Annotated in this window: 18 protein-coding genes and 1 pseudogene; 12 read left to right on the forward strand and 7 right to left on the reverse strand. The window is 61.5% G+C overall.

The window, feature by feature from the left end; translation table 11 throughout:
• The 5 genes from ACIQAL_RS11355 to ACIQAL_RS11375 are packed head-to-tail and all read left to right on the forward strand — an operon-like array spanning position 1 to position 7,017.
• Positions 1-1,353, forward strand: a complete 1,353-nt coding sequence (locus ACIQAL_RS11355; protein ID WP_401145242.1) for a DUF1329 domain-containing protein — start codon at positions 1-3, stop codon at positions 1,351-1,353.
• 47 nt (positions 1,354-1,400) lie between these two features.
• Positions 1,401-2,489, forward strand: coding sequence for a WD40/YVTN/BNR-like repeat-containing protein (locus ACIQAL_RS11360; protein WP_401145244.1), 1,089 nt, complete (start codon positions 1,401-1,403; stop codon positions 2,487-2,489).
• Positions 2,486-4,960, forward strand: a complete 2,475-nt coding sequence (locus ACIQAL_RS11365; protein ID WP_401145246.1) for an RND family transporter — start codon at positions 2,486-2,488, stop codon at positions 4,958-4,960. Before ACIQAL_RS11360 ends, ACIQAL_RS11365 begins: the two co-directional genes overlap by 4 nt.
• A gap of 48 nt (positions 4,961-5,008) precedes the next feature.
• Entirely contained in the window at positions 5,009-6,079 is a 1,071-nt protein-coding gene (locus ACIQAL_RS11370) for a Rieske 2Fe-2S domain-containing protein (RefSeq protein WP_401145248.1), read from the forward strand.
• A complete protein-coding gene (locus ACIQAL_RS11375) occupies positions 6,076-7,017 on the forward strand; it encodes a PDR/VanB family oxidoreductase (protein ID WP_401145250.1) in 942 nt (313 codons plus the stop codon). The genes ACIQAL_RS11370 and ACIQAL_RS11375 overlap by 4 nt, the downstream gene beginning before the upstream one ends.
• Positions 7,018-7,089: 72 nt before the next feature.
• Here the strand turns inward: ACIQAL_RS11375 and ACIQAL_RS11380 are convergent, their stop codons facing one another.
• The 3 genes and pseudogenes from ACIQAL_RS11380 to ACIQAL_RS11390 form a co-directional block, all read right to left on the reverse strand.
• Positions 7,090-7,953: a methyl-accepting chemotaxis protein gene (locus ACIQAL_RS11380; RefSeq protein WP_401145331.1), complete on the reverse strand. Its 864-nt coding sequence runs from the start codon at positions 7,951-7,953 to the stop codon at positions 7,090-7,092.
• Positions 7,948-8,802 (reverse strand): annotated as a pseudogene (locus ACIQAL_RS11385) (MCP four helix bundle domain-containing protein); the annotation flags it as partial. The gene ACIQAL_RS11380 and the pseudogene ACIQAL_RS11385, both read right to left, overlap by 6 nt.
• Before the next feature lie 429 nt (positions 8,803-9,231).
• On the reverse strand, positions 9,232-10,137 hold the full coding sequence (locus ACIQAL_RS11390; RefSeq protein ID WP_401145333.1) for a LysR substrate-binding domain-containing protein: 906 nt from the start codon (positions 10,135-10,137) through the stop codon (positions 9,232-9,234).
• Positions 10,138-10,294: 157 nt separating this feature from the next.
• On the opposite strand from ACIQAL_RS11390, the gene ACIQAL_RS11395 reads away from it, so the two are divergent.
• Positions 10,295-11,044 (forward strand): SDR family NAD(P)-dependent oxidoreductase, encoded by a 750-nt coding sequence (locus ACIQAL_RS11395; protein ID WP_401145252.1) that lies wholly within the window; start codon positions 10,295-10,297, stop codon positions 11,042-11,044.
• Between the two features lie 70 nt (positions 11,045-11,114).
• The gene (locus ACIQAL_RS11400) at positions 11,115-12,077 is read left to right on the forward strand and encodes a quinone oxidoreductase family protein (RefSeq protein WP_401145254.1); all 963 of its coding nucleotides are present in this window, start codon (positions 11,115-11,117) and stop codon (positions 12,075-12,077) included.
• 93 nt (positions 12,078-12,170) lie between these two features.
• On the opposite strand, the gene ACIQAL_RS11405 is transcribed toward ACIQAL_RS11400, so the two are convergent.
• From ACIQAL_RS11405 to ACIQAL_RS11420, 4 genes are read right to left on the reverse strand one after another with little or no spacing between them, the layout of a single operon-like run.
• Positions 12,171-12,782 carry a helix-turn-helix domain-containing protein gene (locus tag ACIQAL_RS11405; protein ID WP_166598202.1) on the reverse strand — a complete coding sequence of 204 codons (612 nt, stop codon included), beginning with the start codon at positions 12,780-12,782 and terminating at the stop codon, positions 12,171-12,173.
• Between the two features lie 18 nt (positions 12,783-12,800).
• Positions 12,801-13,469 carry a hypothetical protein gene (locus ACIQAL_RS11410; protein WP_401145257.1) on the reverse strand — a complete coding sequence of 223 codons (669 nt, stop codon included), beginning with the start codon at positions 13,467-13,469 and terminating at the stop codon, positions 12,801-12,803.
• Between the two features lie 30 nt (positions 13,470-13,499).
• Positions 13,500-14,462, reverse strand: a complete 963-nt coding sequence (locus tag ACIQAL_RS11415) for a carbon-nitrogen hydrolase family protein (RefSeq protein ID WP_401145259.1) — start codon at positions 14,460-14,462, stop codon at positions 13,500-13,502.
• A gap of 59 nt (positions 14,463-14,521) precedes the next feature.
• Positions 14,522-15,973 carry a glutamine synthetase family protein gene (locus ACIQAL_RS11420; RefSeq protein ID WP_166598205.1) on the reverse strand — a complete coding sequence of 484 codons (1,452 nt, stop codon included), beginning with the start codon at positions 15,971-15,973 and terminating at the stop codon, positions 14,522-14,524.
• A 194-nt stretch (positions 15,974-16,167) separates the two neighbouring features.
• Between ACIQAL_RS11420 and ACIQAL_RS11425 the strand changes: the two genes are divergently transcribed.
• The 5 genes from ACIQAL_RS11425 (at position 16,168) to gcvP (ending at position 22,565) form a co-directional block, all read left to right on the forward strand.
• Positions 16,168-16,683 carry a DUF1097 domain-containing protein gene (locus ACIQAL_RS11425; protein WP_166598206.1) on the forward strand — a complete coding sequence of 172 codons (516 nt, stop codon included), beginning with the start codon at positions 16,168-16,170 and terminating at the stop codon, positions 16,681-16,683.
• 79 nt (positions 16,684-16,762) lie between these two features.
• The gene (locus ACIQAL_RS11430; protein WP_401145262.1) at positions 16,763-17,464 is read left to right on the forward strand and encodes a cysteine hydrolase family protein; all 702 of its coding nucleotides are present in this window, start codon (positions 16,763-16,765) and stop codon (positions 17,462-17,464) included.
• A gap of 30 nt (positions 17,465-17,494) precedes the next feature.
• On the forward strand, positions 17,495-19,030 hold the full coding sequence (locus ACIQAL_RS11435) for a sigma 54-interacting transcriptional regulator (RefSeq protein ID WP_401145264.1): 1,536 nt from the start codon (positions 17,495-17,497) through the stop codon (positions 19,028-19,030).
• Positions 19,031-19,303: 273 nt separating this feature from the next.
• Positions 19,304-19,681: a glycine cleavage system protein GcvH gene (gene gcvH / locus ACIQAL_RS11440; RefSeq protein WP_401145266.1), complete on the forward strand. Its 378-nt coding sequence runs from the start codon at positions 19,304-19,306 to the stop codon at positions 19,679-19,681.
• 13 nt (positions 19,682-19,694) lie between these two features.
• Complete coding sequence (gene gcvP / locus ACIQAL_RS11445) at positions 19,695-22,565, forward strand: aminomethyl-transferring glycine dehydrogenase (RefSeq protein ID WP_401145268.1); 2,871 nt, start codon at positions 19,695-19,697, stop codon at positions 22,563-22,565.
• Positions 22,566-22,620: the final 55 nt, after the last annotated feature.

The raw sequence follows: 22,620 nt of genomic DNA on the forward strand, positions 1-22,620 counted from the left end.
ATGAAACTGTGTTCAGCCTTTGCCATTGGCGTGTTGTGTTCAAGTGTCGGCCTGGCCCACGCCGCCGTCAGCCCTCAGGAAGCCGCTCAGTTGAATACGACGCTGACGCCGCTGGGCGGAGAGCGCGCCGCGAGTGCGGACGGCAAGATCCCGGCGTGGACCGGCGGGTACACCACGCTCGATCCGAATTACAAATCCGGCGGCAAGCGAGGCGACCCGTTCGCGGGGGAAAAACCGCTGTTCAGCATCACCGGCAAAAACGCGGCGGACTACAAGGCGAACCTGACCGAAGGCCAGTTGGCGATGCTTGCCAAATACCCGGACTATCGCATCGACGTGTACCCGACTCACCGCACCGCCGCTGCGCCGAAGTGGGTCTATGAAAACACCCTGCGCAATGCCACCGAGGCCAAGTTGGTCAAAGACGGTTTTGCGGTGGAAGGGGCCTATGGCGGCACGCCGTTTCCGATCCCGAAAAACGGCAACGAAGCCATGTGGAACCACATGCTGCGCTGGCAGGGCGAAAGCCTCACGTTCGAATTCAGCGCCTACAACGGCACGACCTCGGGCCGTACCGTGCTGACCTCGACGAACAATGCCTACTACCAGTTTCCTTACTACCAGAAGGACGGCCGGGACAGCTTCAACGGTATTTATCGTCAACTGAAACTGGTGCCGACTGCGCCGCCGTTGCAGGCCGGTCAATCGATTCTTGCCATCGACCCGCTGGACCAGATCGCCCAGGGCCGTCCGACCTGGCAGTACCTCACCGGCCAGCGTCGCACCCGCAAGCTGCCCAACGCCGCCTACGACACTCCGTCGTTCGTCACCTCCGGGCAGATGAACTTCGACGAGGTGTACATGTTTGAAGGCCCGATGGACCGCTACAAGTGGAAGCTCGTGGGCAAGCAGGAAGTCTTCGTGCCGTACAACAATAACAAGGCGCTGCAACCGGCCAAGGACGCTGACGTACTGGGCGAACATTTCCTCAACCCGGATCACGTGCGCTGGGAACTGCACCGCGCCTGGATCGTGGAAGCGGAACTCGCGCCCGGCATGCGCCACGTGATGCCCAAACGTCGCTTCTACCTCGACGAAGACACTTGGCAGGCCATGCTCGCCGACAGCTGGGACGCCAACGGCAAACTGTGGAAAACCGGCTACATGCAGAACGTCGTCCTGCCGGATTTGCCGGGCACCATCAACAGCAGTTTCGGCGTCTACGACTTGCTGAGCGGCGGCTGGTTCGCCAACAACATCCAGAACGGTTATCAGGACCAGATGACGGTTCATGCTCCCTGGCCCAACTCGTTTTTCACGGCGGACTCGCTGTCCAGTGAAGGCGTTCGCTGAGGTCCATCCGCGCCGCGCAAGCGGCGCGAATGACTGGAGTATCTGACATGTACCATCGCATTTTCGGTTGCCTGTTTCTCGGGCTGGTGAGCGTGTTGCCCGTGGCGGGAAACCTCGTTCACGCCGCCGCTCAAGACAGTGCCGCTAAGCCCCATTACCTGACCGCCGTCGAGCGCGCGGGCGAACGCCTGATCGCGGTGGGGGAGCGTGGCGTCATCCTGCTGTCCGACGACGATGGCGCCAACTGGCGACAGGTCGATAGCGGCAATGACGTCACCCTGACCGGCCTGACGGCCCTGGACCCGCAACACATTTGGGTCGTTGGCCATGAAGGCACGTTGTTGCGCAGCGACGACGGCGGCGAGCATTGGGCACCGGTGCTGCGAGGGGTGGCGGCCGCGCAATTGGCGCTGGCCGAAGTCCGGCACCTCAAGGCGTCCCCCGTTTCGGCGCAGGCGCAGCCCCTGATCGACGGTCTGGAGCGCAACGCCGAGCGCATGATCGAGACGGGTTCCAGCGAGCCGTTGTTCTCCATTCAGTTCACCGATTCGCAGCACGGTCTGGCGGTGGGCGCCTACGGGGTGGTCCTCCGCACACAGGACGGTGGCCGTACGTGGGCCGCCGTGCTGGGGCATGTCGACAACCCTCGTAACCTGCACCTTTACGCCCTTGCCAACGTTCAAGGGAGCCTTTACCTGGCCGGGGAGCAAGGTTTCCTGGCGCGCTCCTCCGATCAGGGTGAGCACTTTGCAAGACTGGACTCCGGCGCCTCCGCCAGTTTTTTCACCCTGACCGAAGACGCCCAGGGTGGGATTTACGCAGGGGGACTCGAAGGGGTTGCCTTGCGCTCTTCGGATCAGGGCGCCACCTGGCAGGCACTGACGGGCGGGCTGAAGCAGAGCTGGGTCGCCAGTCGACCCGGTCCTGATGACAGCGTGATATTCGCCAACGCCAACGGTGCGCTGTTTCACACCGCGAAGGACGCTGCGTTGATACCACTCGCCCGTTCGAACGGCGGGCCGCTGTCCGATTTCGTTGCCTCGCCCACAGGGGCCACGACCGTGGTGGGCCCGGGAGGCGTGACCCACGCTTTGAAGGCTGTCTCTGACAACGCCGTACTGGAAGCCCAGCAATGAACCCTAAAGACATGACCGGTGCCGCCGACAGTCAGCAGCCCATGACGCTGGATCAGTTCGATCCCCGCTCGGGTTCGTTCACCGAGCGCCTGATTTTCAATCACCGTTTCATCGTGATCCTGCTGTGCGTGCTCGCGACGTTTTTTCTCGGGTGGCAATTGCGCCATCTGCAACTGAACGCCAGTTTCGAAAAGACCGTACCGACCCAGCACCCGTACCTGATTCACTACGCCGACAACAAGGACGAACTGGCGGGGCAGGGCAACGCATTGCGCATTGCGGTGGAAAACCTTGGCGGTGACATCTACGACCCGGCGTACCTGGAGACGCTGAAGCAGATCAGCGATGAGGTGTTCCTGATTCCAGGCGTTGATCGGCCGTTCATGAAGTCGCTGTGCACCTCGTCCACGCGCTGGATGGCGATCACCGAAGAGGGGCTGGACGGCGGCCCGGTGATGCCGGACGACTACGACGGCTCCAAAGCCACCCTCGAAGCGCTGCACCACAACGTCGACAACTCCGGCGAGATCGGTCGGCTGGTCGGGCTCGATGGCAAGTCCAGCATCATTTACGTGGCGCTGCTAGCCCTCGACACGCAGACCGGCTTGCCGATCGATTACGCGCAATTGTCCGCGCGCCTTGAACAGATCCGGGACAAATATCGCTCCGACAAGGTCGGCATTCACATCATCGGCTTCGCCAAGGTCGTGGGTGATCTGATCGACGGGCTGGAGCAGATCCTGCTGTTTTTCCTGCTCGCGGTGATCATCACGGGCGGCGTGTTGTACGCCTACACCCGCTGCCTGAGAAGCACGGCGCTGGTGCTGTCCTGTTCGTTGGTGGCGATCATCTGGCAGTTGGGGATGTTGCCCCTGGTGGGGTTGCAGCTCGACCCGTATTCGGTGCTGGTGCCGTTCCTGGTGTTCGCCATCGGCATCAGCCACGGCGCGCAAAAGATGAACGGCATCATGCAGGACATTGGTAAGGGCACTCACCGTCTGGTCGCTGCGCGGTTCACGTTTCGCAGGCTGTTCCTGACTGGATTGACCGCGCTGCTGTGCGACGCCGTGGGGTTTGGCGTGCTGACGATCATTCAGATCCAGATCATCCAGGACCTGGCCATGGTCGCGAGCATTGGCGTCGCCACGCTGATCTTCACCAACCTGATTTTGTTGCCGGTCTTCCTTTCGTTCGTCGGCGTGAGTCCGGTTGCCGCGCGCAAAAGTTATGAACAGAGCGTGGCGGAAACGGACACGGCGGCCCGCAATCCGCTGTGGCAATTTCTCGACCGTTTCACCCAGCGTCGTTGGGCCACCGTGGCGCTCATCGTTGCCGCTGTGCTGGCGGGCGGCGGTTTCGTGATCGGGCGGGGCGTGCAGATCGGCGACCTCGACCGGGGCGCACCGGAACTGCGGGCCGACTCGCGGTACAACCAGGACAACGACTTCATCACCCGGCATTACGCGTCCACCAGTGACGTCCTGGTGGTGATGGTGAAAACCCCGACCAATCAATGCACAGCCTATTCGACGCTGAAAAAAGTCGACGCGCTGGAATGGCAATTGCGCAACCTGCCCGGCGTCGAGTCCACGGCGTCGCTGTCCAGCGTCAGTCGTCAAGCGCTGGTGGGCATGAACGAAGGCAACCCCAAATGGTACGACCTCAGCCATAACCAGGGCATGTTGAACGCCATCGCCACCAACACCCCGCGTTCGCTGTTCAATCAGGACTGCAACCTGTTGTCGCTCTTCGTGTACCTGAGCGATCACAAGGCCAACACGCTCAAGGCGGTCACGCAAACGGTCGAGGCCTATGCCCGGACCGCCGACGAACCCGAGGTCAAGTTCCTGTTGGCCGCGGGCAGCGCCGGGTTCGAAGCCGCCACCAATCAGGTGGTGGAGAAGGCCAACCACGAAATGCTGTTGTGGGTGTACGCCGCCGTCACCTTGCTGTGCCTGGCGACGTTCCGCTCCTGGCGCGCGACGGTGTGCGCCATCGTGCCGCTGGTCCTGACGTCGATCCTGTGTGAGGCGTTGATGGTCATGCTCGGAATGGGCATCAAAGTCGCGACCCTGCCGGTCATCGCGCTGGGCGTGGGCATCGGGGTCGATTACGCGCTGTACGTCATGAGCGTGCTGGTGGCGCACAAACGTCAGGGCCATTCGCTGTCGGCGTCCTATTACCAGTCGCTGGTGTTCACCGGAAAGGTTGTGATGTTGACTGGCGCGACCCTGGCCTGCGCGGTCTTTCTGTGGATCTTTTCACCGATCAAATTTCAGGCGGACATGGGCGTGCTGCTGGCCTTCATGTTCCTGCTGAACATGCTGGGCGCGCTGATTCTGTTGCCCGCGCTCGCGCATTTCATGCTGCCTGATGCGCCAGACAAAGCTGCCTCCCCGGAGGCTGAAAACGGACGGCACGACCGAATAGCGCCGCCCCCCGCTGCCGCAAAACGACAGGCGTTGGTGTGAAGACGCCGGTCGTTCAATAACAAGATGATCTGAGATGAGGAATCGATAATGGCCTTTCTGCGTAACGCCTGGTACCCGGCGGGTTGGGACTACGAAGTCGAGCAAGACAAACTTTTCAACCGCAAGCTGCTGAACGAGAACATCCTGTTTTTCCGCGACTCCCAAGGCGTCGCTCAAGCGGTGCACGACCGCTGCCCGCACCGGTTCGCGCCGCTGCACATGGGCACCCTGGACGGCGACTCCGTGCGTTGCGCGTACCACGGCCTCGAATTCAACGGCCGTGGTGAATGCGTGCACAACCCCCATGGCGACGGCAAGATTCCCAAGGCGGCGAAGGTCAAGGCCTACCCGCTGGTCGAGCGTTACGGCGTGCTGTGGATCTGGATGGGCGCCCCTGAACTGGCCACGCCGGACACCATTCCATTCTTCGAAGCCCTGGACCCGGACCTCTATTACATCGGTCGCGACTACCTGCACGCGCGGGCCAACTACGTGCTCGAAACCGACAACATCATGGACCTCAGCCACATCGAGTATCTGCACCCCAGCACCTTGGGCAGCAGCTCGGTGAGCCAGGCCACGACCGTAGTCGAACAGGACGGCGACACGGTCTGGTCCAAGCGCCTGATCCAGAATGAAATCATGCCGTCCTTTCTGTACGACATCTTCGATTTCCCGCCGGACACCCGGGTCGACCGCTGGCTCGACGTGCGCTGGGACGCCCCGGCGACGTTGCTGCTGAACACCGGCGCCACCCGCACCGGCAAGAGCCGCGAAGAAGGCAGCCCGGTCCCTACCGTGCATTTCTTCACCCCCGAAACGGAAACCACCACCCATTACTGGTTCGGGATCAGCTTCCCGAAACGTTTGGCCGAAGTCGGCGAGCAGAAAGCCAAGATGTACATTCAGGGCCTGCGCGTGCCGTTCGAAACCGAAGACCTGCCGATGCTCGAAGCGCAGCAGGCCTCCATGGGGGATGAGGACTTCTGGGACCTCAAGCCGATCCTGTTGATCGGTGACGCCGGGGCCATTCGTGCCCGCCGCATTCTCGACAGGTTGATCCTTGAGGAGCAGAACAGCCTGAACCCTTCGTCACGGAACGTGGAGAGTCCAGCATGATCGACGTGTGTGTGGTGTCGCGCCGGTCCGAGGCGATCGACATCGACAGCTTCGAACTGGAGCGTGTCGATGGCGCGCCGTTACCGCCGTTCACGGCCGGTGCGCACATCGACGTGCACCTGCGCAGCGGTCTGACGCGGCAGTACTCGCTGTGCAACGCGCCTCATGACACCCGTCGCTATCGCATCGGCGTGCTCAAAGACCCTGCATCACGGGGCGGTTCGCAGGCGATGCACGGGCTGCAGGTGGGCGACACGCTGTCCATCAGCGAGCCACGCAATCTGTTCCCGCTGGTGGCCGAGGCCAAGTATTCGATGCTGTTCGCAGGCGGGATCGGCATCACGCCGATCCTGTGCATGGCGCGAGAATTGTTCAACCGGGGTGCGCCGTTCGAGCTTCACTATTGCACGCGTTCAGTGGACCGCATGGCGTTCCTCAAGGAGCTGCGCGAGGCCGGTTTCGCCCACCGCGTGTTCTTCCATTTCGACGACACCCCTTCAAAACTGGACGCTGCGAAGGTGCTGGAACAGCCCATGATCGGGAGCCATCTTTACGTGTGTGGGCCGAACGGCTTCATGAACGCCGTCCTCGGCACGGCTGAACAATTGAACTGGCCAGCGGATCACCTGCACCGGGAGTATTTCGCCGCGCCGGTGGTGCAACGCAGTGCGGGCAGTTTCGACGTGGTCCTCAACAGCACCGGCGAGACCTATCACATCCCCGACGGCAAAAGCGTGGTCGAGGTGCTGGCCGACGCCGGTATCGAGATTCCGGTGTCCTGCGAACAAGGCATCTGCGGCACCTGCCTGACCAAGGTCCTCGACGGCACGCCGGACCACCGGGACATGTTCATGACCCAGGAAGAACATCAGCGCAACAACCAATTCACCCCGTGCTGCTCCCGCGCCAAAAGTCCACGGCTGGTCCTGGACCTCTGATCGTTCACCCCCCACGCCCAATCACCCATCAGGCCAATGTCATCCCATTGGCCCGATGCGGTTCGCCTGCTTTTATAGCTTGAAGCGGCCTACCAGATCGTTGAAGGAAATCGCGAGGCGCGACAAGTCCTGCGACGACGCCGTTGTCTGGTGCGCACCCGCTGCCGTCTGGGTCGACAGGTCCTGAATGTTGACCAGGTTGCGGTCGACTTCCCGGGCCACGTTCGCCTGTTGCTCACTGGCGCTGGCAATGACCAGATTCCGCTCGTTGATTTCTCCGATGCCCTGCGCGATGAGTTCCAGCGCGTCGCCGGTGGCCTGTGCGAACTGCTGCGTCTGGGTCACCAGTGATTTGCTGTTACCCATTGAAACCACCGCTTGGTCGGCGCTGGATTGAATCGACGAGATCATGCTTTCGATTTCGCCCGTGGAGGATTGGGTTCTGGCCGCCAGGGCCCTGACCTCGTCGGCAACCACCGCAAAACCGCGCCCCTGTTCGCCGGCGCGCGCGGCCTCGATGGCTGCGTTCAACGCCAGCAGATTGGTCTGCTCGGCGATGCCGCGAATCACTTCCAGCACTTTGCCGATGTCCCGCACGCCAACGGCGAGGTGTTCGACGATGCCGGTGGACGAGGTGATGTTGGCTGTCGCCTGATTGACGGCACCGACGGCCTCCTGCGCTTTCTCCAGACCGCTGCTCGCCTGAGCGCTGACCTGTTTTGACGCTTCGGACGTCGAGATGGCGTTGCGTGCGACTTCTTCAACTGCCGAAGTCATTTGCGTCACGGCGGTGGCGGCTTGCTGGATTTCGTCGTTCTGACGCAACAGCCCACGGCTGCCGTCTTCGGTCACGGCATTCAATTCCTCGGCGGCGGATGCGAGGTTGTTGGAAGCATCCGCAATCTGGTGAATCGTGCTGCGCAGGCCTTCTTGCATCTTGCCCAAGGCCGTCAATAACTGGCCGGTCTCATCAAGGGACGTGCTGTGGATGCGCTGCGTGAGATCGCCCTTTGCGATGCGTTCAGCCGTTTCCACGGCAGTCTTGATGGGACGACTGATGAGGCGCGCCAACATGAGCCCCAGCCCCAGTGCCGCGAGGAAGGCGGCCGCAACGCCCGTGAAGAGGATCGTCGCGGCGGTACTGGCCTGTTCGTGTGCGTCCCGCGCAGCCTCTGCAACCTGGCGATCATTGGACTCCGCAATAGCGTCGAATTCGCTCATGACCTGCTGGTAGCGGTCTTGCACTTGGTTGCCGACGATGGAGCGGGCAGAGGGCAAGTCGCCTGATGCCAATCCATCGAGCACGCGTTGTACCTGGGCCTGGTACAGCGGCCAGTCCTTCACCAATTTATCACCGGCGATACGTTCGTCTTCCACCATTGGCGTTTTGCGATAGGTCGCGAACGCGTCTTCGCTGGCTTTGCCGTTGGCTCTGATGCTGGTGAGGATTGCCTGTTTGTCGCTGTCAGGCTCGTTCGCCGCTGTCACAACAATCAGACTGTATACGTCACGAAGCTGTGCCACCGCTTTGGTTTGGGCATCATCAATGTTTGCCACGGAAACGAAGTTGTTGGAAAACACGTTTTCCAGACTCGCCGCCAGTTGGGTAGAACCTCGACTTCCCAATAAGCCGACGCCCAATGTAATGAATGCACATAGCCCGAACGCCATGATCAGTTTCGTGGCCAGTTTCAAATCGTGAATGAATTTCATGACGCATTGCTCCGTGTGTGCTGTTCTTATTTTGGTGGGTAATATGTCCAGCCTCCAAAGTGAACCGGACATGCTGAGGGTGAGGTCTGTGTGTCTGGCGTAAGCTGTACCCAGTGGGCGCGCAGGTACGTTTGCAACGGGCAAACATTCATCGGCATCGACGCCATAATACTGAGATACATACTTTGGAAGATGCAGTGAATCGTATTGATCGTATCAATAGCTGCTATATCTTTTTCGCGTGTCTTTCTGTTACGCAACATGCTTGATGATGTAAAGAGAGTATGTTTACGGCGCTCAGGGTTAACGCGTTTCATTGCACTGACGAACAACTTACTTGTCCGTTTCCTGTCAATGCGCCGCTGTTTTGACTGACGAACATCGTCCTACAAGAGATTTCTGTACAGAACCCGCTCGAATCTCAATTCATTGTTTCGCAGGCTGAAATGATGCAAAGAGATGCAACGGCGGACTGCCCATGTCGTCCTGCCTGCGGGCGCGTCACCTCAAGCCTTTTGCCTCGAACAGCTCGACCAGCCATTCGACGAACACCCGCACCCGCGCGCTGAGGTGGCGGTTGGGCGAGTACACGATGTAGATCGGATTGGGTTCGAGTGACCAGTCTTGCAGCACTTGAACCAGCGCGCCGGATTCAAGGTGCGGATCGGCCATGAACCGGGGTGTCTGCAACACGCCCATGCCAGCCAGCGCGGCAGCGAGCAGGGCGTTGGCATCGTTGACCGACACGAAATAAGGGCCATCGACCGAGACCCGCTCATCGCCCTGGACGAACGTTTCCAGCCTGCGTTGTTGGGTGGCGGCAAAAAAATACCGGACCATCTGGTGGTCCTTTTCCAGATCGCGGGGGTGCAGGGGCGTCCCGTGGGCCGCGAGATAACCGGGGGTGGCGCACGTCACGTATTCGAGGCTGCCCAATCGTCGGGCAATCAGCGACGGGTCGTTCAACGCGCCACCACGAATGACGCAGTCCACCCGGTCACCCAACAGGTCCACGGGGCGGTCGCTCACGCCGATGTCCAGCTGCAATAGCGGATAGCGTTTCTGAAAGTCGGGGAGTGCGGGCAGCACCAGCATGGACGCCACCGTCGCGCCCATGTCGATGCGCAATTTTCCATGGGGGCGTACCTGTGCGCTGGAGAGGTCCGATTCGGCTTCCAGCCATTGATCGATCACCCGGACCATGCGTTCGTAGTAAGCCGTGCCGTCATTGGTCAACGAGACGCGTCGCGTGGTGCGGTTGAGCAGCGTCACCCGCAGGTGGCTTTCCAGCGACTGAATGTGCTTGGTGACCGTGTTGCGCGGCAGGTTCAGGGCCTGCGCCGCCTTGACGAAACTGCCCGCTTCCACGACCTGAATGAAGGATTTCACAGCATTGAAATAGTCCACGCGGCCCGCTCGGGTGACAGTGAGTGCTCGCATTATTAGCCTGTTTATGGGAACAGTGGTGTTGTTTTCGATGGATTTATCCATCAATCACGTTCTCATACATTGATTTCACCCCATTACGCGATCCAGTCGGATGGCACTCAGAGGAGATCAATCAATGACTCAACACCTTCATGGCAAAGTGGCACTGGTGACTGGCGGCTCCCGTGGCATTGGCGCGGCCATCGCCCGACGCCTCGCCGCAGACGGCGCTCATGTGGCGTTCAGCTACGCGAAATCCCGTGAGCAAGCGCAACAGGTCGTCGCCGACATCGAACGTCAAGGCGTGCAGGCACTGGCGATCCAGGCTGATCAAGGCGATGCCGCCCAAGTCACCGCACTGGTCAAACGGGTCCATCAACACTTCGGCCGCCTCGACATCCTGGTCAACAGCGCAGGCGTGTTCGTCACCGGGCCTGTCGATGATCCGCAGGCGGATATCCCGGCGTTTGACCGCCAGCAGGCCGTGAACATCGGCGGCGTGGTGTCCGCTGTGCGCGCTGCGGCGGGCTTGATCAGTGACGGCGGTCGCATCATTTCCGTGGGCACCACTGGCGCCGATCGCATCCCGTTTCCGGGTGCTGCCGATTATGTGGCGACCAAGGCCGCTGTCGCGGCGTACACCCGTGGTTGGGCGCGGGACCTGGGCTCGCGGAACATCACCGTCAATACCGTTCAACCGGGCGCAATCAATACCGACATGAACCCTGAAACCGCCGATCACGCGTCGTTTCTCATTGGCCTGACGGCGCTCGGTCGTTACGGTCAACCGGAAGATATCGCCGCCGCCGTGGCCTTTCTTGCCAGCCCGGATGCGTCGTACATCACCGGCGCCACCCTCAACGTCGACGGCGGCCAATCCGCCTGATACGCCTGTGCTTGAAGGACGCCCTTCATACGGGCGTCCATTTTCCACGTCACGATTGAGCGAGCCTGCCATGACCCAACGCATCCGGATTTATCAACAAGGAGGGCCTTCGGTTCTCCACCCCGAAACGTTCACGCTGGAGACCCTCGGCAGTGATCAGGTGCTGTTGCGCCACGAAGCCATCGGCGTGAACTTCGTCGACACGATGTTCAGGGACGGCACCTTTAACGTGCCGTTGCCGTTCACACCCGGAGTGGAGGGCGCCGGTGTCATCGAAGCCGTTGGCGCGCAGGTCCGGCATTTGAAAGTGGGTGACCGGGTGGGCTATTTCTTCGCCTTGGGTGCCTACGCGGATCGCCGAGTGATCGACGCGAACACGCTGATCAAACTGCCCGACGACGTCTCCAGCGAGCAGGCCGCCGGGCTGTTGGCCAAAGGGCTGACGGCGTGGATGCTGGTCAGGCAGGTGCATGCCCTTCAGGCCGGTGAAACGGTTCTGGTTCAGGGCGCCTCCGGGGGTGTCGGCACGCTGCTCGCCCGGTGGGCCAAATCCATCGGTGCCACCGTCATCGCGACGGCGGGGTCCGCCGAGAAAGCGCGAATCGTCGAAGGCTGGGGACTCGATCACGTTTTGCGTTCAGACGAGCCCGGATTGGCCGAGCGAATCAAGGCCGCGAATGGCGGGGCGGGCGTTGACGTGGTGTACGAGCTCGTAGGGCACGCCACGCTGGCGGCTTCGGTCAGCGCATTGCGCGACGGCGGGCACTTGGTTCACGTCGGCAATGCGTCGGGCGCTGGCGTGGCAGACATGGCCGTGTTGGCCGCGCGCGGGATTCGCTACGGGAAACCCTCAACGCCGCAGTACGTCAACCCGCAGAATCAGGACAGCGCCGCCGCTGAACTGTTCGAGCGCTTCAGGGCAGGCGCATTGGGGCCGCTCCCACTGGCCCGGTATCGACTGGATGAGGCGGCCTTGGCCCATCAGGCCATCGCCGCGCGTAAACATTCGGGGTCGATTCTGCTGATTCCGTGAGCGGGGATAGCATTCAAGGGCCACGGGGTTACCTGATGAACAGGCGGCCCGGTGGTCCATTGAGTCGACGGGGAGGGGTGTGCAGACAGCGATCTATTGCGCTTTGAACGGCCGGATCGACAGGCAGATCGACAGAATTTCTGCCTCGCCCTCATCGCCGGACACAAAAGCATGGCGCATGGTGCTGTCGATGTACGAGCTGTCGCCCACGTTCAGGGTCAGCGGCGCGTAGTGTTCGGTGTGGAAAATCAGCACGCCCTTGAGCACGAAGATGAATTCCTCGCCGTCATGCAGGCTCCAGTCTTCTATCGGCGGCACGTCGTGGTTCCGGATGGTCATGCGCAGCGGCACCATGACCTTGGATTTCAATGCCGACGAGTGCACGCGGTAATCGTAGAAGGGTGTGCTGAACAGCTCGGCGTCCTCGGCCTTGGTCGAGATGAGGCGGGCCATGACGGCCTGGGGCTGGAGCCCCGACGCCCCGTCCATGATGTCGACGAAGTTCATTTGCAGGCAGCGGGCAATGCTCAGCAGCGTGTCGAAACTGGGGCGTGACTGACCTTTTTCGATTTTCGAGATTGCCGCGATCGACACCCCGCTGCGCTGGCTGAGCTCCTCCAGCGTCCAGCCGCGCGCATTGCGCTGAGCCTTGATCTCAACGCCTAGCAGGGGGTCAGCCTTGGGTTTGACAGGGATCTTGCTCAAACTGTGGTCTCCGGGGGTTCAGCCAAGGCAACGGGCCAGAACGTCCGCAATCAATGCTTCAACTCTGGGCTGGGCCTCTTCGACCCTCGCGGCGGCAGTATAAAGGAGTTCCTCGATGTCGACCTTGCGGTTGATCAGCGACTCGCGATTGATCTCGACCCAGCCGTTGATGATGCCCACGTCGACCTCGGGGTGAAACTGCATGCCCACGGTGTTGCCTTTCTGGAAGCCCTGGATCGACGTGCCTGCGCTCGCCAGCTTCTGTGCGCCTTTCGGCAGGTTGAAGTTGTCGCCGTGCCAACGGAACCACGGGCCTGCCCACAGCTCATCGATGGCGTCGTCGTTGATCAACCAGCCGGTGTCGCGATAACCCATTGGCTTGACTTCGGAGCCATGGGCGGCGGCAAGCATTTGCGCGCCGAAACAGATGCCCATGATGGGTTTTTCGAGGGCGATCAGTTTTTTAGTGAATTCAAGCTCTTCTGCGGTCCAGGGAATGTGCGTTTCATACACGCCGGTGGGCGAGCCGAGCAGCACGAAAATATCACCTGAATCGGGATCGATGTCGTCGAAAGACGCCGTTCGGGCATCGATCGTGTGCAGCTCGAACCCGTGTAGATCACGCAGGATAGGGCCGACCAGGCCAATCCCCGTGTCTGGAGAGTGCTGAATGACGATGGCTTTCATGTGGTGGCAGTCCAAAAAGGTGTTGAAGATTTATATTTTTTTATGCTGTTCGAACGCGTCGTGCTGGTGCAGCGTTTGCCGGCGCGAGGTATCGACCGAGACGCGAAAGACGTCCTGGCGGTGGTAATGACCGGTCGGGTCGAAGTTCTGGCGTTCTTCCCGGACACGGCCCACGTCGGCGTCGAACGAGATGATCTGTTCGCGACCGTCTTCGGCCTGCGCAACCACGCGGCCAGAAGGGTCGACGATGCAGGAACCGCCGGTGAAGATGACGTCCACGCCGTCATCCTTGAGCGGGTCATAGAAGGCGAAATCCTCGGGCACGTCCGACAGCGACAGAATGCCGCTGGAACTGATGACCCAGACCCGGCCCTCGGTGGCGATCATCTGGCCCGCGTTCTTGATCGCGGACGCATTGCCTGGCCACACGCTGACGTGGATGTCTTCGCCTTGTGCATAGAGGGCAAAGCGCGCCAGAGGCATCCAGTTCTCCCAGCAGTTCAGGCCGCCGACCTTGAATTCGCCGAAATCGTGGGCCTGCAAGCCGTTGCCGTCGCCCGGCGCCCAGCACAGGCGCTCGTCGTAGGTCGGAACCAGCTTTCGATGGACGCTGACGATGCCCCGCTCGGGGTGAATCGCCACCAGTGAGCAGTAGATCGAGCCACGGCCTTCCCGAATGCCGCGCTCGTTGATGCCCAGGTAAACGCCGACGCCATAATCACGACTGGCCTCGGCAATCAAATTCATCTCATGGCCGGGGACTTCGACGGCCGCTTCCAGAAACTGCGAGTACGCGCGTTTCTGCAGCGGGTCGTCGAAGGCCGATCCATTGGTGCGGCATATCCAGAACGGGTAGCCGCTCAGAAACGACTCCGAGAACACCAGGAGTTCAATACCCTGTTCGCTCGCTTCCTTGATCGCCTGAATGACGATCTGGGCGGTCCTGGCTCGGTCGAGCCAGGCTGGCCGCAACTGCGCTGCGCCGATTTTCATGTGTGACCTCCTGGTGTGCTGGAGTTTTTTGAGTAGGTTTCCGAGCGGCTATCGCTCAATCAATACATTTCGAAGTATTCGTTCTGTTCCCAATCGGTGACGGCGGACAGGAAGCGGTTGGCTTCGAATTCCTTGAGCAGCGTCAGGTAGTTGTGGAACACCGGGCCCAGTTCCTGCTTGAGCACGTCGCTCTGTTTGAACGAAACGATGGCTTCCATCAGGCTCATCGGCAGTTGCGGACGGTCGGCCAGGTAGGCTGCTTTTACCGCTTCACCCGGATTGATCTTGTTGGCGATGCCGTTGCGGCCTGCGATAATCTGCGACGCGATGTACAGGTACGGGTTGGCGGTCGGCTCACCCACACGGTTTTCGATACGGGATGCCTTGTCGTGATGGCCGCCGATCGAGCGCAGCATGGAGCCACGGTTTTCGTGTGCCCAGGAGGCTTTGTTCGGCGCGAAGCCATCCGGCCGGTGACGCTTGTAGCCGTTGACGGTTGGCGTGGTCAGCAGGGCAGTGCCTGCCGCGTTGGCCAGCAGACCGCCCATGTAGTTCATGCCCAGTGGCGACAAGGGACCCGCTTCGCCTTCCTCAGCCATGAAGACGTTGCGACCGTTGTTGTCCACGACAGACTGGTGCATGTGCCAGCCGCTCGGGAACACGTTGGCCACTTTCGGGATGGCCATGAAGCTGGCGTGCAGACCGTTGCGACGGCACAGCTGCTTGACCGCCGAACGGAACAGCAGCGCCGCATCGGCTGCTTCCATTGCAGGCAGCGGGTTGAAGGTCACTTCGCACTGGCCAGGGCCCCATTCGTCTTCGAGGGTCGCCAGTGGCAGGCCGAGCTTCTGCACGTTCTCGTGAATGAACGAGAGCAGGCCTTCGACTTCGTCGCCACGGGTTTCGGTGAGGTACTGGTAGCCGTGCTGAATCATCGAGACTTCAGGCGGCGTGGCCGGGTTGCCGCAGTTTTCCGGGGCCAGTTTCGGGTCCAGCAGCTTGAAAACGTAGAACTCGAACTCCAGGCCCACGACCATGTTCAGGCCGTCGCCTTTCAGTTTGGCGATTTGGTCACGAAGGATCTGGCGCGTCGAGAACGGGCAAGGCTTGCCATTGGAGAGGTACGCGTCGCTCAGGCACCAACCGGTGTCCTTGACCCATGGCAGCACGCGGAACGTGGTCGGGTCCGGGACCAGGATGCCGTCCGGCAAGCCGATCATTTCCGGCACACCCAGAGCGTTCTCGGCGCCAAATGGCGGGACGATCGGGTGGTTGGTCGGGTCGAAAATCGTCGTTACCAGCTGGAAATCCTTGCCGCTGTGCAGAGCGGTTTTGAATTCTTCTACGGTGATCGTTTTCCCGCGAACGATACCGTGCTGATCACCCCATCCCAGCCGAATAAAACGGAGTCCTTCCTTATCGATACGTTGGATGACGTCGTCCGCAGCGCGGGTCATCTCTTCGGTCCAAAGGTTGTGACGTTTGATGAAGTGAGCTCTTTCAGTAGACATATCTGGCCTCATTCTTTTTCTGATGATTTTGCTGGCTAGGACATATGCGCTTGTAACGGTAGCTGTCCCCTGAATCGCAGGGGGCAATTTCAAAGTACACCTGTTTTTTCTTTTGCGCGAGAAATTTATTGCTGTTATGTTTCTTTAGCGTCTGTTTTTCTCCTAAACGAAAAAAAGAAAAGAGGGTAAAACGTATGTCTCCAATACTCGCAACCGCAATTGGCGTGGGCATCCTGGGAGGGGTGGCGTCCTGGTTTTTTCTCAGTGTCGGCACGATTCTCTTATGGGCTGCTTTTGTCGCATGGGCGTCGTACTTCGCCGTTGGCGGTGACACTCGCGCCATCTGGCTCAACCTGACGTCGAACGCATTTGGCGTGCTGGTCGCGTGGATCGTTGCGCTGCTGGCATTGACCAGTCCTGCCGCCACGCTCGGCGCACCCCTGTGGGTCGGGTTGCTCGTCGCCGGCAGCGTCTTCCTCTACATCATGGCGTCGCGTTTTTCGGCATTCTCGTCGGTCCCGGCGGCCACGCTCGGTTACGCCACCACCTTCGCCTATATCAGCCAGACGCCCGGTGCGTTCGCGTACCCGGCATTGTTGTCGGCTGGCTTTCAGAACGTGCTGTTGCTGGTCATCGTCTCGATGTCCATCGGCACCGCGTTCGCGTTTGGGTCTGCCAGGCTGTCGGCCGCTTTGACCCGTTCGGCATAACCGCAGGAAAACGCCCTGGCGGGTTCCCGGACGCGCCACGGCACCTCATAAAAAACCTCTTCACCTGCTGGAGACCGTCATGACGAACACCTGGAAAACCGCACGCCGTTCCCTGTATTACGCAGGCGCCCCTGAGCCGGAAGATCCCGTGCTCGAAAAAGGCAAAGTCGCGCTGCTGGTCATCGATGTGCAGAACACCTATCTGGAGCGTCCCGATCCTGCCACCCTCGACGACGGGGAACGTGCCCGGTTCGATGCCTGGACGCCGTTTCATGAGCGGATGCATGCAACCGTCATTCCGAATCTGGAAAAACTGATCGGCGCGTTTCGCGGCGCAGACCTCGATGTCCTGTTCGCCCGCATTGCCTGCCTGACTCCCGAGGGCCGCGACCGCTCGCTAAGCCAGAAGAAACCGGGCTGGAACAACCTGCTGCTGCCCGCGAACGAGCACGCTTCCCAAGTCATCGACCGCCTTGCACCGGCCCCGGACGAAATCGTGGTGCTGAAGACCACCGACAGCGCCCTGACCGGCACCAACTTGCGGCTGATTCTGAACAATCTCGGCATCACCCACGTCGTGTGCGCGGGCCTGTTCACCGACCAGTGCGTGGCGTCCACCGTGCGCAGTCTCGCCGACGAAAGCTTCGACGTGATCGTGATCGACGACGCCAGTGCGGCAGGCAGCCTTGAGTTGCACAACCAGGAGCTGGCGATCATGAACATGATCTACTGCAACGTGATGAACACCGACGAGTTGTTGGGCTACCTTCCTCGGTCTTGAGCGGTAGTGACCCTTTGAGCGAGGCGCAGCATGCGAATCCACGTCACGTTCAACGACCGCGTCGGCATCACCCAGGAAGTCCTGGCCTTGCTCGGCGCGCGTCACCTCAATCTGGACGCGGTGGAGATGATTCCACCCAACGTTTATATCGATGCCCCCGACCTGTGCCAGACCGTGCTCGACGAACTCAACTACGCGCTGTTGCGCATCGAGGGCGTCAAGGCCGTGGAATTGGTGGACCTGCTGCCGGGGCAGCGTCGGCGTTTGCAGCTCGACGCGTTGCTGGCGGCGATGAGTGATCCGGTGCTGGCGGTCGATCCCGGCGGCTATGTGCTGCTGGCCAACCCCAAGCTGGTCAGTTTGTATGGCCGGGACCCGACGGGGGAACCGCTGTCGAACCTGTTTCCCGCGCCGGACCTGGCGAAGTCGCTGGTCGACAAGGGCTTTCGCCTGCCCATGTGCGAGGTCAGTTTCAACGGGCAGGATTTGCTGTTCGATGCCACGCCCATCACCGGCGCTGCGCAACGCGCGCGCTTTCTCGCGGGCGGCCTGTTGACCCTCTATCCCCCCAGTCGCATCGGCGAACGCCTGGCCTCCTTGCATCATGATCACGCAGAAGGGCTCGACGCGCTGCTGGGGAATTCTCCGGCGCTCGGGCAGCTCAAGACCCGCTTGCAGAAAGTCGCGGGCCTCGATGCCGCGTTGCTGATTCAAGGCGAAACCGGCACCGGTAAAGAGCTGGTCGCGCGTGCGTGTCATGCTTTGAGCACGCGTCGGGACGCGCCGTTTCTGGCGCTGAACTGCGCCGCGCTGCCAGAGAGCCTTGCCGAGAGCGAATTGTTCGGTTACGCCGCCGGGGCCTTCACCGGCGCGCAGCGGGGCGGCAAGCCGGGGCTGCTGGAGCTGTCGGATCGCGGCACGGTGTTCCTCGATGAGGTGGGGGAAATGTCGCCTTATTTGCAGGCCAAGCTGTTGCGCTTTCTCAACGACGGCTGCTTTCGGCGAGTGGGGGGCGACCGTGAAGTACACGTCAGCGTGCGTGTGGTGTGCGCCACTCACCGCAATCTGGAGCGGATGGTGGCCGAGGGTACCTTTCGCGAGGACCTTTATTACCGACTCAATGTGCTCAACCTCCTCGTTCCGGCGCTGCGCGAACGCGGCCTGGACATCCTGCTGCTGGCCGAGCATTTCCTGCGTCAGGCTTGCGAGCAGATTCAGCGTTCACCTTGCCGACTGGCGTCCTCGACCCATTCGGTGCTGATGGGCAATCGGTGGGCCGGCAACGTGCGGCAGTTGCAGAACGTCATCTTTCGCGCGGCGGCGATCTGTGAAGACGACGTGATCGACTGCGACGGGCTCGAACTGGCGGGCACCGAACTCGTCAGCCAAAAAGCCGATGCGGGCGGCGTGGTCAGCCTGGAAACCGCCGTCCAGGATTTCGAAAAGTCGCTGCTGGAAACCCTCTACCTCGCCTACCCGTCGACTCGCCAACTGGCCGTGCGGCTGCAAACGTCCCACACCGCGATTGGCCAACGGCTGCGCAAATACGGGATCGGCGGTCGCTAGTTTTTACGCCTTTCAGCGTGGCGGTTCGATAGCGTTCCACTGGACCGATTTCGCTCCACGCGCCTGCTCGTCGCGTGTGCCGTGGTGCTGGCGTGTCAGCGCGCACGTTTGCTCACCGGGCTGGAACGGTATCGATCCAGGGCGTCGAAAAGAACCTTCGCTAAATCTCGCAACTCATTGAAACTAATGGGAAATAGTCGATTGGCATTGCCCTTGCTCTAGTCCTCTGTGCCAGCCCCACCACCGGGGCACTCCATAACAAGAGGAATACCGATGAGCACGCTGCGTTTTACTGCCGAGCATGAATGGCTGCGCCTGGGAACTTCCGGCGAGCTCACGGTGGGTATCACCGCCTTTGCCCAAGAGGCGTTGGGCGATGTGGTGTTCGTGCAATTGCCGGAGCTGGGTAGATTCTCGGAAGGGGATGAGGTCGCCGTGCTGGAGTCGGTAAAAGCCGCGAGCAACATCAGCATGCCGCTGACCGGCGAGGTGGTGGCGGTCAACGAGGCGCTCTCCGACGAACCGGAGATCGTCAACGCATCGCCAATGGACGAGGGCTGGTTCTTCCGCATTCGCATCGACAACCTTGGCGCCTTCGAGGACTTGATGGACCAGGACGCCTACGCGCGTTTCCTGGCCGAAAACGCCTGAAGCGGGGATCGACATGAGCACGCCAAAGACACCGCTGAATACCGACAACGAATTCATTGCCCGCCACATCGGTCCTCGCGATCAGGACGTTGCGACGATGCTGGCGCTGACCGGTCATGACGCCCTCGACGCACTGATCGACAGCGTCATCCCGCCGAGCATCAAGGGCACCAGCGTGCTTGAGTTGTCAACGGGGCAGGGCGAAGCCGAAGCGTTGGCGGCGATCAAAGCCATCGCGGGCAAAAACAGGCTGCTGCGCAACCACATCGGCCAAGGCTACTACCCGTGCCTGACCCCGGCACCCATCTTGCGCAACCTGCTGGAAAACCCGGCCTGGTACACCGCGTACACCCCGTATCAGCCAGAGATTTCTCAGGGTCGGCTGGAAGCGCTGCTGAATTTTCAAACCCTGATCAGTGACCTGACCGGCATGGACATCGCCAACGCGTCGCTGCTCGATGAGGCGACCGCTGCCGCCGAAGCCATGACGTTTTGCAAGCGCCTCGCCAAAAACAAAGCCCCGGCGTTTTTCGTGTCGCACCACTGCCACCCACAGACCCTCGACGTGCTGCGCACCCGTGCCGAGCCGTTGAACATCGAAGTGGTCATCGGTGATGAGACCGAGCTGGAGCAGCAGGGGCTCGACGGCTATTTCGGCCTGCTGCTGCAATACCCGGCCAGCACCGGCGCCATCGTCGATCATCGCTCATTGGTGCAACGCGCCCATCAGGCCGGGGCATTGGTGGCCGTCGCCGCCGACCTGCTGGCGCTGACTTTACTGACCCCGCCCGGCGAATTCGATGCCGACGTGGCGCTGGGCAGCGCCCAACGGTTTGGCGTGCCGTTGGGGTTCGGTGGGCCCCATGCGGCGTACTTCGCCACCCGGGATGCCTTCAAGCGCGATATGCCGGGGCGGCTGGTGGGCATCTCCGTCGACCGGCACGGCAAACCGGCGCTGCGTCTGGCGATGCAAACCCGCGAGCAACACATTCGTCGCGAGAAAGCCACGAGCAACATCTGCACCGCCCAAGTGCTGCTGGCCAATATCGCGAGCATGTACGCCGTATACCACGGCCCGAAAGGCCTGACCGCCATTGCCCGACGGGTTCATCGTCTGACGTCGATTCTGGCCCAGGGCCTGACGCGGTTGGGGCATCGGGTCGAGCAGGTGCACTTCTTCGACACCCTCAGCGTGGTGCCGACCCTGCCGGTGGACACGGTGCACAAAACGGCGACAGCCGCCGGGATCAACCTCCGAATAGTCGACGCCATTCGGGTCGGCATTTCGCTGGACGAAACCTGTGAGCAGTCCAGTGTGGAAGCGCTGTGGGCCGTGTTCGCGACTCAAGGCCAATCGCTGCCGGATTTCGCCGCCCTGGCAACGACCACCGGGGATTGCCTGCCACTGCCGTTGCTGCGGGAGTCGCCGATCCTCAAGCACGAGGTGTTCAACCGCTATCACTCCGAAACCGAGCTGATGCGCTACCTGCGACGCCTGGCCGACAAAGACCTGGCGCTCGACCGCACGATGATCCCGCTGGGGTCGTGCACCATGAAGCTCAACGCCGCCAGCGAGATGATCCCGATCACCTGGCCGGAATTCGGTGCCGTGCACCCGTTTGCGCCCGCTGACCAGACGCAGGGTTATCAACAGCTGATCGAGGAGCTGGAGGCCCTGCTGTGCGCCGCCACGGGGTACGACGCCATGTCGTTGCAGCCCAACGCCGGTTCACAGGGTGAATATGCCGGGCTGCTCGCGATTCGTGCTTATCACGCCAGCCGTGGTGAGTCGAACCGCGACATCTGCCTGATCCCGTCATCGGCCCACGGCACCAATCCGGCGACCGCCAACATGGTCGGCATGCGCGTGATCGTCACGGCCTGCGACGCACGGGGCAACGTCGACATCGAAGACCTGCGCGCCAAGGCCATCGAGCACCGCGAGCGCCTCGCCGCGCTGATGGTGACGTATCCCTCGACCCACGGTGTGTTCGAGGAAGGCATCCGCGAGATCTGCGGCATCATTCATGACAACGGCGGCCAGGTGTACATCGACGGCGCCAACATGAACGCGATGGTCGGCCTCTGCGCACCGGGCAAATTTGGCGGCGACGTCTCTCACCTGAACCTGCACAAAACCTTCTGCATCCCCCACGGCGGTGGCGGGCCGGGCGTTGGTCCGATTGGGGTGAAGTCGCACTTGGCGCCGTTCCTGCCAGGGCACGAAACCCTCGGGCGCAAACAGGGCGCCGTCAGCGCGGCCCCGTTCGGCAGCGCGAGCATCCTGCCGATCACCTGGATGTACCTGCGCATGATGGGGGGCGAAGGGCTCAAGCGGGCGTCGCAACTGGCCATTCTCAGCGCCAACTACATCGCCCGGCGATTGGAGGCGCACTACCCGGTGGTGTACAGCGGCGAAAACGGGTTGGTCGCCCACGAATGCATCCTCGACCTGCGTCCGCTCAAGGAGTCCAGCGGCATCACGGTCGAGGACGTTGCCAAGCGCCTGATCGACTTCGGTTTCCACGCGCCGACCATGTCGTTTCCGGTGGCAGGGACCTTGATGGTCGAGCCCACCGAAAGCGAATCGCTGGAAGAGCTGGACCGGTTCTGCGAAGCCATGATCTGCATTCGTGAAGAAATCCGCGCCGTGGAAAACGGCGGGCTCGATCCACACGACAACCCGCTGAGAAACGCGCCGCACACCGCCGCTGAACTGATCCGCGAATGGCCCCATTGCTACAGCCGGGAATTGGCGGTGTACCCGCTCCAATCCCTGCGTGACAGCAAGTACTGGCCGCCGGTGGGTCGGGTCGACAACGTGTACGGCGACCGCAACCTGGCCTGCGCCTGTCCGCCGCTGTCTTCCTACCAGGATGCTTGAAAACGGTGCCCGGACCCGCTCCGGGCACCCATGAATTGCGCTGAGTCCACTCAAA

The sequence above is a fragment of the Pseudomonas sp. NPDC088368 genome, from assembly GCF_044753445.1.
GTDB lineage: Bacteria > Pseudomonadota > Gammaproteobacteria > Pseudomonadales > Pseudomonadaceae > Aquipseudomonas > Aquipseudomonas bambusae.

What these genes read in the sequence shown, in the direction of transcription:
- ACIQAL_RS11355 (WP_401145242.1), top strand. Translation starts at nt 1, where the DNA reads ATGAAACTGTGTTCAGCCTTTGCCATTGGCGTGTTGTGTTCAAGTGTC.
- ACIQAL_RS11360 (WP_401145244.1), top strand. Translation starts at nt 1,401, where the DNA reads ATGTACCATCGCATTTTCGGTTGCCTGTTTCTCGGGCTGGTGAGCGTG.
- ACIQAL_RS11365 (WP_401145246.1), top strand. Translation starts at nt 2,486, where the DNA reads ATGAACCCTAAAGACATGACCGGTGCCGCCGACAGTCAGCAGCCCATG.
- ACIQAL_RS11370 (WP_401145248.1), top strand. Translation starts at nt 5,009, where the DNA reads ATGGCCTTTCTGCGTAACGCCTGGTACCCGGCGGGTTGGGACTACGAA.
- ACIQAL_RS11375 (WP_401145250.1), top strand. Translation starts at nt 6,076, where the DNA reads ATGATCGACGTGTGTGTGGTGTCGCGCCGGTCCGAGGCGATCGACATC.
- ACIQAL_RS11380 (WP_401145331.1), bottom strand. Translation starts at nt 7,953, where the DNA reads ATGCAAGAAGGCCTGCGCAGCACGATTCACCAGATTGCGGATGCTTCC.
- ACIQAL_RS11395 (WP_401145252.1), top strand. Translation starts at nt 10,295, where the DNA reads ATGACTCAACACCTTCATGGCAAAGTGGCACTGGTGACTGGCGGCTCC.
- ACIQAL_RS11400 (WP_401145254.1), top strand. Translation starts at nt 11,115, where the DNA reads ATGACCCAACGCATCCGGATTTATCAACAAGGAGGGCCTTCGGTTCTC.
- ACIQAL_RS11410 (WP_401145257.1), bottom strand. Translation starts at nt 13,469, where the DNA reads ATGAAAGCCATCGTCATTCAGCACTCTCCAGACACGGGGATTGGCCTG.
- ACIQAL_RS11415 (WP_401145259.1), bottom strand. Translation starts at nt 14,462, where the DNA reads ATGAAAATCGGCGCAGCGCAGTTGCGGCCAGCCTGGCTCGACCGAGCC.
- ACIQAL_RS11420 (WP_166598205.1), bottom strand. Translation starts at nt 15,973, where the DNA reads ATGTCTACTGAAAGAGCTCACTTCATCAAACGTCACAACCTTTGGACC.
- ACIQAL_RS11425 (WP_166598206.1), top strand. Translation starts at nt 16,168, where the DNA reads ATGTCTCCAATACTCGCAACCGCAATTGGCGTGGGCATCCTGGGAGGG.
- ACIQAL_RS11430 (WP_401145262.1), top strand. Translation starts at nt 16,763, where the DNA reads ATGACGAACACCTGGAAAACCGCACGCCGTTCCCTGTATTACGCAGGC.
- ACIQAL_RS11435 (WP_401145264.1), top strand. Translation starts at nt 17,495, where the DNA reads ATGCGAATCCACGTCACGTTCAACGACCGCGTCGGCATCACCCAGGAA.
- gcvH (WP_401145266.1), top strand. Translation starts at nt 19,304, where the DNA reads ATGAGCACGCTGCGTTTTACTGCCGAGCATGAATGGCTGCGCCTGGGA.
- gcvP (WP_401145268.1), top strand. Translation starts at nt 19,695, where the DNA reads ATGAGCACGCCAAAGACACCGCTGAATACCGACAACGAATTCATTGCC.